The sequence below is a fragment of the Cellulomonas olei genome, assembly GCF_039548315.1.
Lineage (GTDB): Bacteria > Actinomycetota > Actinomycetes > Actinomycetales > Cellulomonadaceae > Cellulomonas.
Map to the genome: position 1 here is coordinate 45,536 of NZ_JBCLVN010000007.1, position 15,664 is coordinate 61,199.

Annotated in this window: 11 protein-coding genes; 3 read left to right on the plus strand and 8 right to left on the minus strand. The window is 76.8% G+C overall.

The genetic code is table 11. The features are described 5' to 3' along the window. Positions 1 to 37: 37 nt before the first annotated feature. From AAHH18_RS03870 to AAHH18_RS03880, 3 genes are read right to left on the minus strand one after another with little or no spacing between them, the layout of a single operon-like run. Positions 38 to 943, minus strand: a complete 906-nt coding sequence (locus AAHH18_RS03870) for a carbohydrate ABC transporter permease (protein ID WP_283318699.1) — start codon at positions 941 to 943, stop codon at positions 38 to 40. Beyond that, positions 943 to 1,833, minus strand: coding sequence for a carbohydrate ABC transporter permease (locus AAHH18_RS03875; protein WP_343300645.1), 891 nt, complete (start codon positions 1,831 to 1,833; stop codon positions 943 to 945). Before AAHH18_RS03875 ends, AAHH18_RS03870 begins: the two co-directional genes overlap by 1 nt. Then, on the minus strand, positions 1,830 to 3,104 hold the full coding sequence (locus AAHH18_RS03880) for an ABC transporter substrate-binding protein (protein ID WP_343300646.1): 1,275 nt from the start codon (positions 3,102 to 3,104) through the stop codon (positions 1,830 to 1,832). Before AAHH18_RS03880 ends, AAHH18_RS03875 begins: the two co-directional genes overlap by 4 nt. 168 nt (positions 3,105 to 3,272) lie before the next feature. Between AAHH18_RS03880 and AAHH18_RS03885 the strand changes: the two genes are divergently transcribed. Next, complete coding sequence (locus AAHH18_RS03885) at positions 3,273 to 4,496, plus strand: ROK family protein (RefSeq protein ID WP_343300647.1); 1,224 nt, start codon at positions 3,273 to 3,275, stop codon at positions 4,494 to 4,496. 4 nt (positions 4,497 to 4,500) lie between these two features. Here the strand turns inward: AAHH18_RS03885 and AAHH18_RS03890 are convergent, their stop codons facing one another. The 4 genes from AAHH18_RS03890 to AAHH18_RS03905 all read right to left on the minus strand — a co-directional run bounded on the left by AAHH18_RS03890 (position 4,501) and on the right by AAHH18_RS03905 (position 8,234). After that, the gene (locus tag AAHH18_RS03890) at positions 4,501 to 5,130 is read right to left on the minus strand and encodes a response regulator transcription factor (RefSeq protein ID WP_343300648.1); all 630 of its coding nucleotides are present in this window, start codon (positions 5,128 to 5,130) and stop codon (positions 4,501 to 4,503) included. After that, positions 5,127 to 6,542: a sensor histidine kinase gene (locus tag AAHH18_RS03895; RefSeq protein WP_283318704.1), complete on the minus strand. Its 1,416-nt coding sequence runs from the start codon at positions 6,540 to 6,542 to the stop codon at positions 5,127 to 5,129. The genes AAHH18_RS03890 and AAHH18_RS03895 overlap by 4 nt, the downstream gene beginning before the upstream one ends. An 85-nt stretch (positions 6,543 to 6,627) precedes the next feature. After that, entirely contained in the window at positions 6,628 to 7,299 is a 672-nt protein-coding gene (locus AAHH18_RS03900) for a hypothetical protein (protein WP_343300649.1), read from the minus strand. An 80-nt stretch (positions 7,300 to 7,379) separates the two neighbouring features. Next, positions 7,380 to 8,234 (minus strand): helix-turn-helix transcriptional regulator, encoded by an 855-nt coding sequence (locus tag AAHH18_RS03905; RefSeq protein ID WP_283318706.1) that lies wholly within the window; start codon positions 8,232 to 8,234, stop codon positions 7,380 to 7,382. Between the two features lie 123 nt (positions 8,235 to 8,357). Between AAHH18_RS03905 and AAHH18_RS03910 the strand changes: the two genes are divergently transcribed. Next, positions 8,358 to 9,314 (plus strand): SDR family oxidoreductase, encoded by a 957-nt coding sequence (locus AAHH18_RS03910; protein WP_343300650.1) that lies wholly within the window; start codon positions 8,358 to 8,360, stop codon positions 9,312 to 9,314. A 140-nt stretch (positions 9,315 to 9,454) separates the two neighbouring features. Next, positions 9,455 to 12,040 carry a LuxR C-terminal-related transcriptional regulator gene (locus AAHH18_RS03915; protein WP_343300651.1) on the plus strand — a complete coding sequence of 862 codons (2,586 nt, stop codon included), beginning with the start codon at positions 9,455 to 9,457 and terminating at the stop codon, positions 12,038 to 12,040. Between the two features lie 220 nt (positions 12,041 to 12,260). Here the strand turns inward: AAHH18_RS03915 and AAHH18_RS03920 are convergent, their stop codons facing one another. Then, positions 12,261 to 15,449 (minus strand): Ig-like domain-containing protein, encoded by a 3,189-nt coding sequence (locus AAHH18_RS03920; RefSeq protein WP_343300652.1) that lies wholly within the window; start codon positions 15,447 to 15,449, stop codon positions 12,261 to 12,263. Between the last annotated feature and the right edge of the window lie 215 nt (positions 15,450 to 15,664).

Sequence of the window (15,664 nt, forward strand, 5' to 3'; positions counted from 1 at the left end):
TCCTCCTGGGGGTGGGATCGGGTCTCGGGGTCGGGGGTCAGCCCTTGACGGCGCCCTGCGTGACGCCCGCCATCACCCAGCGCTGCGTGAACAGGTACGCGAGGATCGCGGGCGCCATGGCCATGAGGTAGGACGCGAAGGCCACGTGGTAGTTGTTGCTGAACTGCGTCTGGAACAGGTTCTGCCGCACGGGCAGGGTCTGCAGGTCGGGGTCGGCGATGATCAGCGACGGCATCATGAAGTCGTTCCAGGCGTACAGGAACGCGAAGATGCCGACGGTCGCGCTCATCGGCGCCAGCAGCGGGAAGACCAGCCGCCAGAACGTCTGCCACGTGGTCGCGCCGTCCAGGCGGGCGCTCTCCTCGAGCTCGTCGGGGATCGAGCGCAGGAACGCCGTGAACAGCAGGACGCTGAAGCTGAGCTGGAACATCGTGGCCAGCAGCACGACGCCGAACGGGTTGTCGAGGCCCACGCGCCCGGTGAGCTGGATCTGCGGCAGCGCGACCACCGGGAACGGGATGAACATCGCGGCGAGCAGGTAGTAGAAGCAGTACCGGAAGAGCCGGCGGTCCCAGTTCCGGACGATGGCGTAGGACGCGAACGCGGCGAGCAGGATCGTCGCGGCGACGGTGCCGGCGGTGACGAACAGCGAGATGCCGGCGCCGACCGGGAAGTCGGTGAGCTCCCACGCCTGGACGAACCCGTCGGTGCTGAACGGCGACGGCAGCGAGAACGCCTGGCCGTCGACCGCCTGGCCCTGCGTCTTGAACGCCATCGCCACGGTCACGTACAGCGGCAGCAGCACGGTCACGGCGCACAGCACGAGCACGACGGTCCCGGACCAGCTCACGCGCTCGGCGCGGTCGCCGCGGGCGGGCCGCCCGCCGGGGGTGGTGCCGGCGGTGGGCGTGCGGCCTCCGGCCGCCAGGGTCTGCGTCGCCATCACGAGGCCTTCCGGTTGTTCCGCATCAGCGAGAGCTGCAGGAGGGAGATGAGCACCGCGACGACGAAGAAGATCGTGGCGTTGGCCATCTGGTAGGCGTAGTCGCCGCCGTTGAAGCCGGCGATGATCGTCATCGCGACGCTGCGGGTGGCCGTGCCCGGCCCGCCGTTGGTGAGGCCGACGATGATGTCGTAGGCGTTGAGGAAGCCCTTGAAGCCGAGGATGACGTTGATGACCACGTACCCGGCCACGAGCGGCACCGTGATGCGCAGCAGCTGCTGGACCTTGGACGCGCCGTCCAGGTCCGCCGCCTCGTAGACGTCCGACGGCACGGACAGCAGGCCCGCGATGTAGATGAGCATCGTGCCCGGGACCGCCTGCCAGGCCGTCACCGCGACGATGGCGACCCAGGCGAGGTCGGGGTTCGCCAGCAGGCTCGTCTCCAGCCACGGGATGCCGAGCGCCGAGCCGGCCGCGGGCAGGGAGTTGGAGAACAGGAAGTTGAAGACGTAGGCGATGATGATCCCGGAGATCACCATCGGGACCACGAACACGGTCCGCAGCGCGGTCCTGAGGCGGATGCGCGACGTGAGGCCCACCGCCAGCAGGAACGCCACCAGGTTCACCACGACGACCGTCGCGACCGAGAACCCGAACGTGAACAGGTAGCTCTGCACGACGGCCGGGTCGCTGAACATGGCGATGTAGTTGGTGAGGCCGACGAAGCTCCAGTCCCCGATGCCGATCGAGTCGGTGAAGCTGAAGAAGATGCCGACGAGGCCCGGCACCGTGATCGCGAGCGTGAACAGCACGACCGTCGGCAGCAGGAACAGGTAGTAGATCGGCTCGACGCGGCGGCGGTGCGGCCGGGTGGTGGCGGTGGCGCTCATCGCGAGGACTCCTTCGTCTCGGCGGCCGGCGCGGGCTGGCGGAACGCGAGGCGCGCCCAGTCCGCGTCGAGCGTGCGCAGCGTGGCGGCGGTGTCCTGGCCGAGGATCATCGCCTGGGCGTAGCTGTTGACCGGGATGGTCTTGGGGATGAGCACGGACGGCCCCTGGTACACCCGGCCCGTCTCGTAGTACTCGGCCATGCCGGCGACCCGCGGGTCCTCGACCGGCGCGGCGTCGGTGGTCGGCGCGAAGCCGAGCTGGGACGCGTTGTACGCCTCGACGACCTCCGGCTGGAACAGGTACTCCAGGAAGTCGCGCGCGGCCTCCGGGTGCTCCGCCTCGACGGGGATCCAGGCCGCGAGGTCCATGTTGACCCGCACCTTCAGGTCGTCCGGGTCGTCGGTCATCGGCAGCGGGAACGTGCCGAGGTCGAGGTCCGGGTCCGTCTTCGCGATCTCGCTGAACGCCCACGGCCCCTGCAGGTACATCGCCGCCTGGCCGGTGGCGAACGCGAGGTTCCCGTCGCCGTAGGCGCGGCTCGCCGCGTCCGGGTTGGTGTAGGGCAGCAGCTCGGCGACCTGCTCCAGCGGCGGGGCGAAGTCCTGCGAGAACGACGCCGGCGAGCCGGGGCCGACGTCGGTGCCCTGCGCCGCGAGGTCCTCGAAGAACCCGATGACGTCGAGCTGCCCGCCCACCGCGTAGTCGAACCAGCCCTGCGCGACGGTCCAGTCGTCCTTGAACGTCCCGTAGATCGGCGTGACCCCGGCGTCCTGGAACGTCGCGCAGGCCTCGAGCAGCTCGCTCCAGGTCTGCGGGACCTCGACGCCGTGCTCCGCGAAGAGCTGCTTGTTGTAGATGACCGACGCCGCCATGACCGAGTACGGCAGCGCGCTGACCCGGCCCGGGTAGGAGCCGTACTGGTCCATGAGCGGCTGCAGGTCCTCGCGGATGCGCCCGGCCGCCTCGGTGTCCGACAGGTCGCTGAGCGCCCCGCGCTGCACGAACCGGGACGTCTCCATGTTGTAGTTCGACAGGGCGATGTCGGGCGGGTTGCCCCGGACGAAGCTCGCGGACACCACGTCGACCCCGGAGGTGTCGAGCTCGATCCGGACGTCGTCCTGGGAGGCGTTGTACTCGTCGACCAGCTCGGTCATGAAGCCGATCGCCTCGCGCTTGCTGAACGCGAACCGCACCTCCTCGCGGCCGTCGCCGGCGCAGCCCGCCAGGGCCAGCGTCCCGCCGGCCACGGCCACCAGCGTCGCCGCCAGCACGCGTCGCCGTCGCGGTGCGCGTCGTGCTCGTCGTGAGATCTCGGACACCCTCGTCCCCCTCGTCGCGGACACCGGTCGGAGCACGTCATCGTGCACCGAGTAGATCTACTTGCCGAATCAAATCGGTTCCGGCAGTGTGGCACCCCTCAGGAAGGACGGTCAAGACCCGTGACGACGACGCACGCCGGCCCGCCGGCCCCGCCCCGCGCAGCCGCGCGGCCGGCCAGCCTGGACGCCGTGCTCGGCTACGCGTGGGACGCTGGCGAGCTCACCGCGAGCGACGCGCTCGCCGCGACCGGGCTGACCCGCTCCACCACCATCGAGGCGCTCGACGCCCTCACCGCCCTGGGCCTGCTGCGCGAGCTGCCCAACGCCCGCCAGGCCGGGACCTACCGCAAGGGCCGGCCCGCCCGGCGCTTCGAGCTGCGGGCCGACGGCGCGGTGCTCGTCGGCGTCGACAGCGGCCAGGTGCACGTGACGGCCACCGTGACCGACCTGCGTTCCCGGCCGCTCGGGACGGCGCGCGCCGTGCTGGACCCCGAGGACGACGCGGCGACCCGCCGGACCGCGGTGCTCGGGACCGTCGACGACGCCCTCGACGCCGCCGGCCGGTCGCGCGCCGACGTGCTCGCGCTGTGCGCCGGGGTCCCCGCGCCCGTCAACACCCGCGGCGAGTCGCCCCGGCACCCCGACGGGTTCTGGGACCGCATGAACCCCGGGCTGCAGGACGCGTTCGCCGCGTGGGCGCCGCTCGTGCGGATCGAGAACGACGCCTCGCTCGCCGCCGTGGCGGAGGGCGCCGTGGGCGCCGCGTCCGGCAGCCGCAACTACGTCGCGCTGCTCGCGGGCGGCCGGCTCGGCGCCGGCGTCGTGGTCGACGGCCGGGTGCTGCACGGCGCGCACGGCGGCGTCGGGGAGATGGTGGCGTTCGACCTCGTCGAGGGCGTGGGCGCGGCGTCGGGCCTCGGCGCCCGCGCGGCGGAGTGGGCGGCGGAGGCGGTCGCCCGCGGGGAGGCCGACCCCCGCGGGGCGCTCGCCGCCCTCGCGCCCGGGGAGCTCGACGGCCAGCGGGTGCTCGAGCTCGCCGCCGCGGGGGACCCCGACGCCCTGCGCGTGGTGCAGCGGGTCGGGGGGATGCTCGCGCGGGTCGTCAACGTGCTGGCCAGCATGTTCGACCCGGAGCGCATCGTGGTGTCGGGGGCCGTGTCCGGCGGGGTGCAGCAGGTCGTCGAGGCCGCGCGCGCGGCGCTCCCCACCGGGCGGCACCTGCCCGCGCCCGTGCTCGCGATCTCCCCGCTCGGGGCCGACGTCGTGGTCACCGGCGCGGTCGCCGAGGCCGCCGCCGCCGCGCGGCGGCACGTGCTCGACCTGTGGGGGACGCGCACCGGCTGAGCCGTCAGTCCGGCGGCAGGTGCTCGCGCGCCCACAGCGCGGCGCTCGTGCGGTCCTGCACCTCCAGCGCGCGGAACACGTGCCCGACGTGCACCTTGACCGTCCGCTCCGCGATGCCGAGCTCCCGGGCGATCTGCTTGTTCGCCAGCCCGCGCGCCAGGAGCCGGAGCACGTCCCGCTCGCGGGCGCTCAGGCGGTCCGCCGGCCGCGGGGTCGCCGACGGCAGCAGCGCACCCGCCACGCGCGGGTCCAGCGGCGCGTACCCCCGGGCGGCGGCGCGCACCGCGGCCAGCAGCTCGGCCGGCTCGCAGTCCTTGAGCAGGTAGCCGACGGCGCCCGCCTCGAGCGCCGCGGCCACCCGCTCCTGGTCGGAGAACGAGGTCAGCACCACCACCCGCGTGCCCGGGCGCCGGGCGAGCGCCTCCCGCGTCGCGGCCACGCCGTCCGTGCCGGGCATCGACAGGTCCATGAGCACCACGTCGGGGGCCAGCTCCGCCACGAGCTCCACCGCCGCCGCGCCGTCCGCCGCCTGACCCACCACCTCCAGGTCCGGGGCCGCGTCGACCAGGCCCGCCAGGCCGGTGCGCACCAGGTGGTGGTCGTCGGCCAGCACCACCCGGACCGGCGCCGTCACGACGACGCCCCCGGGACCGCCGGCGCGCCCGCCGGGGCGTCGGCGTCCGCCACCAGGCGCCACCGCGTGCCGGCGCCCGCGCGCGACGTGACCTCCAGGTCGGCGCCCGCCGCCGCGGCCAGGTCCCCCAGCACGCGCAGCCCGAAGTGCCCCGGCGCCGGGTCCGCGAGCGCCGCCGCGACGTCGAACCCGGCGCCGTCGTCCTCGACCTCCAGCACGACGCGGTCCCCGTCGCGCGCGACCCGCACCCGCACCTCGGCCGAGCCGGAGTGCGCGACCGCGTTCCGGACCGTCTCCTGCGCCACCCGGTACAGCAGCTCGCGCGTCCCGTCCCCGAGCCCCGCGACCGCCGCCTCCGGCGCGTCCACCACCACGCGCACGCCGCGCGACGCGAGGCCGCCGGCCAGGTCCGCGAGCGCCGCGCCGAGCCCCGCGCTGCGCAGCGAGGGCGGGTAGATCTCCACCAGCAGCGACCGCAGGCCGCGGATGCTCGTGCGCACGGTCGCGCTCGCCGCCCGCACGTCCTGGGCCACGACGTGCGCACCGGCCGCGTCCGCCCGGTCGGCGGCACCCGCGAGCGCGAACGACGACGCCGCGAGCTCCTGCACCACGCCGTCGTGCAGGGTCGCCGCGATCCGCCGCCGCTCCGCGTCCGAGGCGTCGACCGCCTGCCGCAGCAGCTCCTCGCGCTGACCCTGCCCGCGCCGCAACCGGTCCAGCAGCGCCCACAGCACCGGCAGCAGCAGCGCGACCAGCAGCAGCAGGCTCGTCAGCGTGATGCCCGCGAACCCGCGCCACACCGCGCCGGCCCGCTCCGTCACCACGTCGTACCGGCTGTACGTCTCGAACAGCAGCACCGTGCCGTCGGGCGTCCACACCGGGCGGTAGACCTCCAGCAGCTGGTCCTCGTCGCGCTCGTACCGGTTCTCCGGCTCGTCGAGGTCGCTGATCTCCGCCTGGGTCGCCGGGTCGCGCAGCACCGCCTGCTCCTCGTCGCCCAGCGGGAACCGCTGCCCGACCAGCCGGGGCTCGTCCGAGTACACGATGCGGCCGTCGGCGTCCCAGAGCTTCACGCGCACGACGGCCGTGCCGAGCACGCGCTCCCGGACCACCGCGTCGAGCGACGCGAGCGCCTCCGGGTCGCCCGCCGTGAGCCCGTCCTCGAGGGCCGGCTGCACGACCGCGTCCGCGAGCAGGTCCGTGCTGCGTGCGGCGTCGTTGACCGACTCCTGCTCCGCGATCCGGCGGCTCGCGGCGAGCCCCAGCACCGCGACCAGCGCGAGCACCAGCACCGCCGCCGCGCCGACCTGCGTGAACACGCGCCACGGGGTCAGCGGGCGCTGGGCCGCCGCCGCGGTGCGGCCCCTGCTGAGGACGACGCGGCCGTCGTCCGGACCCGGCGCGGTGGGCACAGGCGCCACCCTACGGTCGGGCCCGGACGGCGGGGAGGGTGCCGGGGCGGGTGAAGCCGCGGCGGCACGGGAGCGCACGGCCGGGTCAGTCGTCGGAGCCGTGGCCGCCGGAGCCGTGGTCGTCGGCGCCCCGGTCGTCCGAGCCGTGGCCGCCGTCGTCGTCACCCCCGCGGTCGTCCGAGCCGTGACCGGAGTCGTCGACGCGGGCGTCGTCGGTCCCGCCGCCGTGGTGGCCGGAGTCGTCGGCCGTCGACGCGGCGTGGTGGCCCGAGTCGTCGGGCACGGCGGGGGCCGCGGGGGCCGCGGGGGCCGCGGGCGCGGCGGGTGCGGCGGGGGCCGCCGGGGCGGCGCCGTTCTCCCGGCGGTCGTCGCCGGGCTCGGTGCGGTCGTCGCGGTCGACGCGACCGCCGTGGTCGTCCCCGGGCTCGGTGCGGTCGTCCCGGTCGACGCGACCGCCGTGGTCGTCCCCGGGCTCGGTGCGGTCGTCCCGGTCGACGCGACCGCCGTGGTCGTCCGGCACCGCGGAGGGCGAGGCCGAGGGCGCGGTGGGCGAGGCGGACGGCTCGGCGTCCCGGTCGTCTCCCGGCTCCGTGCGGTCGTCGCGGTCGGTGCGGCCGCCGTGGTCGTCGAGGACGGGCGCCTGCGTCGGCACCGTCACCGGCACCTCGCGGCTCAGGCTGGGGTTGGCGGCGAGCCCGATGATCGCCGGGGCGATCGCGACGGCCGCGGCGGTGGTGAAGACCAGCGTGCGCTTCATGACGAGCTCCTGACGGGGGTGCGGATCTGACCCGTCCTGTGTCCCGCGCCGCCGGTCGGCACCACCATCGGACGTTGGTACTAGTACCCCGCCGGGGACGCCGCCTGCGCGCCGAGCACGGCCAGCAGCCGCAGCTTGTCGTGGCTCTCCGACCCGGGCGCCGCCGTGTACACCAGCAGCGCGTGGGAGCCGGCCGGGTCGACGAGCGTCTGGCACGTGAGGTCCAGCGCGCCGACCTGGGGGTGGACGAAGTGCTTGACCTCCTGGGGCCGCAGGCCCACCTCGTGGCGGTCCCACACCTCCCGGAACTCGGCGCTCCGCTCGAGCAGCAGCGAGGCGAGCTCGGCCGCCCGCGACCGGGGCCCGCGGCGACCCACCACCTCCCGGAGGCCCGACGCGTACAGCCGGGACATGGAGTCGTGGTCCTCCGGCGCGTACAGCCGCCGGCACTCCGGGTCGGTGAACCAGCGGTAGCCGAGGCTGCGCGCCGGGCCCGTGCGGCGCGTGGCGTCCCCCGTCAGCGCCACGGCGAGCGGGGTCTGCCGCAGCGTCTCCCCGAGCTCGGTCACCACCTCCGCGGGCGTGTCGCCCAGCCGGTCGAGGATCCGCAGCATGCCGGGGCTCACGTGGTCGCCGGAGGCGCCGCCGGCGGGCGGGTGCTGCCCGGCCAGGCGGAACAGGTGGTCACGCTCCGCGACCGTGAGGTGCAGGCCCTGCGCGATGGACGCGAGCATCTGCTCCGAGGGGGCCGGGCCGTTCCCCCGCTCGAGGCGCGCGTAGTAGTCGGGCGACATGTGGCACAGCACCGCGACCTCCTCCCGGCGCAGGCCGCGCGTGCGCCGGCGCTCGCCGCGGGGCAGGCCGACGTCCTCGGGCTGGAGCGCCTCGCGGCGCCGGCGCAGGAGCTCCGCGAGCGCGGGCCGGTCGATGGGCATGCGACGTTCCTACCGCGCCGGCGCCCGCGCATCCACTGACTGCCGGTCAGCGGCTCGGCGGGCCCTGGTCCGCAGGCGCGGCCGCCCGCAGGCTCGGAGGACCACCAGCCCCGAGGAGTCCCGATGCCCCGCACCACCGCCACCCGCACCGCCCCCGCGCTCGCCGTCCCCGACCTGACCGGGCGGCGCGCCGTCGTCACCGGCGGCAGCGACGGCATCGGCCTGCGGATCGCCACCCGCCTCGCCGCCGCGGGCGCCGAGGTCGTGCTCCCCGTCCGCGACGCGGCCAAGGGCGAGCGTGCCGCCGCCGCGATCCGCGAGCAGGTCCCGTCCGCCGCGCTCGTGCTGCGCGAGCTCGACCTGTCGTCGCTCGCGTCGGTGGCCGCGTTCGGCGCCGGCCTGCGGGAGGAGGGCCGTGGGGTCCACCTGCTCGTCAACAACGCCGGTGTCATGAGCCCGCCGGAGCGCCGCACCACCGCCGACGGGTTCGAGCTGCAGCTCGGCACCAACCACCTCGGCCACGTCGCGCTGGTCGGCCACCTCCTGCCCCTGCTGCGGGACGGGCACGCGCGCGTGACGTCGCAGGTCAGCATCGCCGCGGACCGCAACGCGATCCACTGGGAGGACCTCAACTGGGAGCGCGGGTACCACCCCATGCGCGCGTACTCGCAGTCGAAGATCGCGTTCGGGCTGTTCGCGCTGGAGCTCGACCGCCGCAGCCGGGCGGAGGGCTGGGGGATCACGAGCAACCTCTCCCACCCGGGCGTCGCCCCGACCAGCCTGCTGGCCGCCCGGCCCGAGCTGGGGCGCGCGGGCGACACGCGCGACGTCCGCATGATCCGCTGGCTGTCCGCGCGCGGCCTGGTCGGGACCCCGGAGTCCGCGGCGCTGCCCGCGGTGTACGCGGCCACGTCCCCCGACGCCCGGGGCGGCCGGCTGTACGGGCCGGGCGGCCTCCTGCACCTCAGCGGGGCGCCGGCCGAGCAGGCGGTGTACTCCCGGCTGCGCAGCGAGGACGAGGCCGCCCGCGTGTGGCGCGTGTCGCAGGAGCTGACCGGGGTGGCCGTGGCCGCCGCCTGAGCGGGCCCGCGCGCCGCACCCCCTACCGGTCCGGCCCCGACCTGGTTACGGTCTCAGGGTCCGTGCGGCACCGCGCGGTCCCCCACCAGGAGAGCGATGACGCGACACGGCTCCGACCCCGACCGGGCGGAGGACCACCGGTGACCGCTCGCTCCCCGGAGCCGGCCGGCGTGCACGGCGCGCCCGGGCTCCCGTCCTGGCTGGTGCCGCGGCCACGGCTCGTGGAGCGGCTCGACGCGCCCGTCCCGCTCACGGTGCTGCGGGCGCCCGGGGGCGGCGGCAAGACGACGCTGGTCACCGAGTGGGCGCGCACCCGCGGCGCCTCGGCCCGCGGCGTCTGGGTGGACGCCGGCGCCCGGCAGTCCGGCTCGCGGGCGCTGTGGGCGGCCGTCGTGCAGGCGGTGGCCGACGCGGGCGTGCCCGACGGCCACCCGTTCGCCGGGGGCAGGGCGACGCTGCCCGGTGGCGACCTCACGGGGCACCTCGTCCGCGGGTTCCGGCTGCTCGGCCCGTTCGTGCTGGTGGTCGACGGCGCGGACGCCCTGGACGAGCGGGGCGCCGCCGCGCTCGTGCACCTGGTGGCCGCGGTGCCGACCACACGAGTGATCGCGACCGTGCGGTCCGCCGGCCCGCTGGAGTCGCCGCAGGCGCGGGCCCGGGTGGACGTCCAGGTGCTCGGCCCCCGGGACCTCGCGCTCGACCTCGCCGAGACCGCGGCGCTGCTGGGCGTCGAGCCGGTGCCCGCCCGGACCGCCCTGCGCGCCACCGACGGCTCCCCGCTCGCGACGCGGCTGCTGGCGCTGACCGGGGCCGCCCCGGCCGGCGCCGTGCCCGCCCTCGAGGGCGTGGCCGACCGGGTGGTGCAGGGCCTCGACCCGGCGACGGCGGCGTTCGTCACCGCGACCGCGACCGCCGACCTGCTCTCCCCCGGCCTGGCGGCCACGCTCGCGGACGTCACCGCCGAGGACGCGCTGCGCGCGCTCGAGGAGGTCGAGGCGCTCGGGCTCGGCACCTGGGCCGACGTCTCCCGGTTCGCGTACACGCCCGTCGTGCGCAGCGGGGTCCGGGCGGGGATGCGCCGCGACGAGCCCGAGCGGTTCCGCCGGCTGCGGCGCACCGTCGCCGCGTGGAGCGACGAGCACGGCCACGGGGTCGAGGCGCTGCGGGCGGCCGTCGACGCGGACGACCTGGACCTCGCCACCGGCATCGCGCGGCGGGCGTGGCGCGAGCTGCTGCTGGAGCGCACGGGCAGCATCCGCTCGGCCCTGCACGGCGTCCCGCTGCGCCGGCTGCGCCGTCACCCCGTGCTGCTGTTCCTGCTCGGCCTGGGGTACAACGCCGACCCGGACACGCGGCTGCGCGCCGTCGCGGTGCTCGGGTACGCCGCCACGGCCTCGCGGGTCCGGTCCTCCCACGTCGCGCCGCACGACCGGCTGCTGCTCCGGCTCATCGAGATGGTGGCGCTGCGGCTCACGGGCCGCGGGTCGGCGGCCGCGCGCGCCGCCGCCGACGTGGTGCGGCGGGCGGACGAGCTCGTGCCCGAGCACCGCGAGCAGCTGGCCGACGTGCTGCCCGTGCTCTACTCGCAGGCCGGCACCACGCTGCTGTACGACGGCCGGTGGCAGGCCGCCGTCGAGGCGTTCGAGCGCGGGCTCGCGGCGGCCGTGCGCCCCGCGGCCCAGCTGCCCAGCCTGGCGCTGCTGGCCGGCACGCTGGCGGTGGACGGCGCGATGGACCGCGTCGAGCCGCTGACCCGGCGCGTGCGGTCCGGAACGTGGCCCCCGGGGCTGGTCGACGGCTACTCCGGCGCGCTCTACCAGGTCGCGGAGGCCGTCGCCGCCCTGGAGGAGTCCGACGCGGCGCGCGCCCAGCAGCACCTCGACGTGCTGGCGCCGCACCTCGCGACCATCGAGCACTGGCCGCTCATCGCCCAGGTCCAGTCCATGGCGGACCTGCTGCGCGACGGCCCCGAGACGGCCCTGGCGCGCTTCGACGCCGCCGTGCGCACCCACGGCAGCCGGCAACCCGCCCACCGCGCGAGCGCCGCGGGGCTCGAGGCGACCCGCGCCGCCCTGCTCGTCGCGGCGGGGCGGCCGCTCGCCGCGCTGGAGGCCCTGCCGCGCACCCCGTCCGACCCGGCGCGGCTGGTGGCGCTCGCCCGCGCCCGGCTGCACGCGGGACGCCCGGAGGAGGCGCTGCAGGCCCTGTCGGCGAAGGAGACCGCCGGCCCGGGCGGCGTGCGGGTCGACCTCGACGCCTCGCTGCTCGCCGCGCTCGCCCTGGCCGCGTCGGGGCGGGCGGACGAGGCCGGCACCGACCTGGCACGCGCCGCCGCCCTCGTCGCCGTGCACCACGTCCGGCTGCCGTTCGCCCTGCTGTCCGCCCACGACCGCGGCACGCTCCGGCACCTGGCCGAGCGCCACGACCAGCAGGGCCTCGTCGACGTGCTGCGCGACGCCGCCGACACGACCGTGGCACCGCCCAGCCCCGCGCCGGCCCTCACCGCGCGCGAGGCCGTCGTCCTGCACGCGCTCACCCGCACCGGATCGGCCACCGAGATCGCCGAGGCGCTGGTGGTCAGCCCGAACACCGTGAAGTCCCAGCTCCGGTCGCTCTACCGCAAGCTCGGCGTCACCTCCCGCCCGGAGGCCCTCGACGCGGCCCGCCGCCTCGGCCTGCTGGCCGCCCAGGACGCCGTCGGCACCCAGGACGCCCCGACAGGCTGACGCACCCGTACGCAGTCCGGGCCGCGCACGCCCCCCACCCCCACCCGGGCGAATGGATCCGAACCGCCGGACACGCCCGGCGCGCCCGTGCGAACGGATCCGAACGGCCCCGCCGTCCTGAGCCGACGGCGCTCCCGGCGCGACGAGGCCCCGGCGCGCCCTCACAGCGCGCCGGGACCTCGTGCCCGGCCGGGTGCGGGGGAGCGCACCCGGACGAGGATCAGCGGGTGGTGTGCTCCGCCCGCCGGCGCCAGCCGACCAGCGCGGCACCACCGGCGAGGAGCAGCAGCGCCACCCCCGCACCGACGGCGGCCTCCGTGCCGGTGACGGCCAGCGGCTGCGACGCCGGCGGCGCCGGGTCACCGGCGGCCGCGGCGACGTAGGTGATGCGCACCTGCGCCTGCGTGACGTTCCCCTCGACGTCCGTGACCTCGTAGCCCACGGCCGTCGGGTCGCCGGTGAAGCCGGCCTCCGGCGTGAACGTGACGGCCCCGGTCTCGGGGTCGACCGTCCAGGTGCCCTCGCCGGGCACGACGAGCCGCGTCACGCGGGAGCCGTCGGCCGGGTCGAGCAGGCGCACCGTCGTCGGGTCGAGGCTGCCGCGGTCGTTGCCGAGCACGTCGACCGTCACGGCGGTGCCCGCCGGGTTGTCCTCGTCCGCGTCGTCCGCGGCCTGCGGCAGGAACGTCACGGCCACCCGGGCGGTCGCCACGTCGCCGGCCACGGTCGCGACCTCGTACGTGATCGGCGTCGGGTTGCCGTCGAACCCGGGCTCCGCCGTGAACGTGATGCGGCCCGTGGTGCGGTCGACCGTCCAGCGCCCCTCACCGGGGACGTCCAGGCGGGTCACGCGGCTGCCGTCCGGCCCGACGACCCGCACGCTGGCCGGGTCGAGGTCGCCGGTGTCGTTGCCGACCACGTCGACCGTCACGGGCTTGCCGAGCTCGTTGCCCGTGCGGGTGTCGTCCGCGGCGGCCGGACGGTAGGTGACGGTGACGCCCGCGGTGACGGTGTCGCCCGTCGGGTCGGTCACCCGGTACCGCACCGGCGTGGGGTCGCCGAGGAACCCGCGCTCCGGCGTGAACGTGACGGCGCCGGTGGTGCCGTCGACCGTCCACGTGCCCTGGCCGGGGACGACGAGCTCCGTCACCGGGTCGCCGTCCGCGCCGACCAGCCGGACGGACGCCGGGTCGAGGTCGCCCGCGTCGTTGCCGAGCACGTCGACGCGGACCGGCTCGCCCAGCGTGTTGCCGCGGGAGAGGTCGTCCGCCGCGTCCGGCACGTAGCCGACGGTGACCGTCGCCGCGACGGTGTCGCCGGTGGTGTCCGTGACCTCGTACGTGACGGGGGCCGGGTCCACGAGGAACCCGTCCTCGGGGGCGAACGTCACCGCACCGGTCGCGGCGTCGACGGTCCAGACGCCCTCGCCCGGCACCTCGAGGCGCTGGACGCGGTCACCGGACGGGCCGACGAGCCGCACGCTCGCGGGGTCCAGGTCGCCGGTGTCGTTGTCGAGCACGTCCACCGTGACGACGTCGCCGATGGCGTTCCCGAGGTCGGCGTCGTCCGCCGCGGCGGGCACGTACCCGACCACGACGGTCGCGGTGGCCGTGAGGCCGTCCTCGTCGGCGACGCGGTAGACCACCGGTGTCGGGTCGACGAGGAACCCGTCCTCGGGCTCGAACGCCACCGCGCCGGTGGCCGGGTCGACGGTCCAGACGCCCTCGCCCGGCACCTCGAGCGACGTGACCCACGAGCCCGACGGGCCGCGCAGGACGACGCTCGTCGGGTCGAGGTCGGACGTCACGCCGGAGTCGTTGCCGAGCACGTCCACGACGACGCGGTCGCCGATGGTGTTGCCGGTGTCGGAGTCGTCGGCGGCCGTCGGCGGCGCGACCAGGGCGACCGTCGACGTGGCGGAGTTGTCGGACTCGTCGCCGCGGTCCTCGACGGAGGCGACGTTGGTGAGGACCTCGCCCGGGTCGCCGGCGGCGGTCTGCGTGTAGACGACGGTCAGGGTCTCCCCGACGTCGAGGCCGCGGGCACCGTCGGCGGGCTCGCCGAGCAGGGCGAACGGCCGGGAGCACTCCAGGGCCGCCGGGACCGGGTCGCCGGCCGCCGCGTCGCACGTGACGGGCCCGCGCTCGAGCGAGCCGTTCGTGCCGCCGCTGGTGGACACGGACGCCAGGGTCGCCGCCCCGGTCCCCGGCAGGACGTCCCGCAGGGTGACGACGTCACCGCGGGTCATCGCCGCGGGTCCCTGGTTCGTCACCGTGACGGTCCACGTGAGGTCGTCGCCGGCCTGCGCGGACGCGGAGGTGACGGGGTCGCCGCCCTCGACCGCGACGGTCTTCGTGACCGCGAGGTCGTAGTCGCACGCGACCCAGTCGAGCGTGATCGAGCCGTTCGCGCCCGCGCCCGTCCCCGTCGCCCGGCCCACGGCCGTCGCGGAGACGTCGGTCGCGGTCGCGGCGACGAAGCTCGACCCGCCACCGCCGCCACCACCGGCGACGGTGTCGACCTGCGCGCCCGTGCCGTCGGCGTCCGAGTTCTGGATCGTCGTCGAGGCGCCGCCGCCACCGCCGGCGAGGCCGCCACCGCCACCGCCGCCGGCGTCGTAGTTCGGGTCGAACGCCCCGGCGCCACCGGTGCGACCCGCACCCGGCAGGCCGTCGAGCGTCGGGTCGGTGCTGTGCACGCCGCCCGCCCCGGGGGTCGCGCCGCCCCCGGCGCCGCCGCCGACGCCGATGCGGTCGCCGCCCGCCGCCAGGCCCTCGTAGCCGTCCGTCCCGGCGGACCCGGCCCCGACGTCGCCCGGCCCCGCGGGCAGGCCGGCGTCACCGCCGAAGCCGTCCGTCGACTGCGAGTGGCCGCCACCGGAGCCGCCGCCACCGCCGGCCAGCACCGCGAGCTCGCCGCCGAGCAGCAGCTCGCTGAAGCCGCCGCCCCCGGCACCGCCGTGCTGGCCGCCGACCGCACCGCCCGCGCCGCCGCCGTTCGCGCCGCCGGCGCCGCCCGCGTTGCCCGAGTTCTGGGCGCCGCCGCCGCCGACTCCCCCGGAGAACGCCGTGCCGGGCACCACGGCGAACGTCGCCGCGATCCGCGCGGCGCCACCGTTGGCCCCGACGCCGTTCGCGCCCGCGGCCGACCGACCGCCCGCACCGCCGACGACGGTGACGTCCACCGAGCAGACGCCGTCCGGGACGACGCCCGACACGGTGCCGACGCCGAACACGCTGGTGGTGGCCTCCGGGGCGGGGTCGGCCAGGGCGGCCGGTGCGAGCGCGACCGGCGCGACGCCACCCGCGAGCACCGCCAGCGACGTCAGGCCGGCCAGGGCGGCGCGGCGGCCCGGACCGGGCCGTCGTCGCGCCGTCGCCCGGTGACCGGGCAGGGTTCCGTGCTGCACTTCTCCTCCAGGCTGCTTCGAGGCGGCCACGGCGCTGCGGCAGCCTGTGACCGGGCGGAGAGCACGCTGAGCCCCCCGCTCCCGCGGAAGCCTGTGGGACGAAGGTCCCGGTCGGCGGGCGGGGCCGGGGACTTCACACCGCACTTCACCCCGGGCCGGCCGGGCCCGGGCACCGCGGCGGGGGTCTTGCCCGAGGGGGCCCCGGGCGACCATGC

Excerpts from the sequence above, each read along its gene's own strand:
- AAHH18_RS03870 (WP_283318699.1), bottom strand. The coding sequence starts at position 943 with ATGGCGACGCAGACCCTGGCGGCCGGAGGCCGCACGCCCACCGCCGGC.
- AAHH18_RS03875 (WP_343300645.1), bottom strand. The coding sequence starts at position 1,833 with ATGAGCGCCACCGCCACCACCCGGCCGCACCGCCGCCGCGTCGAGCCG.
- AAHH18_RS03910 (WP_343300650.1), top strand. The coding sequence starts at position 8,358 with ATGCCCCGCACCACCGCCACCCGCACCGCCCCCGCGCTCGCCGTCCCC.
- AAHH18_RS03905 (WP_283318706.1), bottom strand. The coding sequence starts at position 8,234 with ATGCCCATCGACCGGCCCGCGCTCGCGGAGCTCCTGCGCCGGCGCCGC.
- AAHH18_RS03900 (WP_343300649.1), bottom strand. The coding sequence starts at position 7,299 with ATGAAGCGCACGCTGGTCTTCACCACCGCCGCGGCCGTCGCGATCGCC.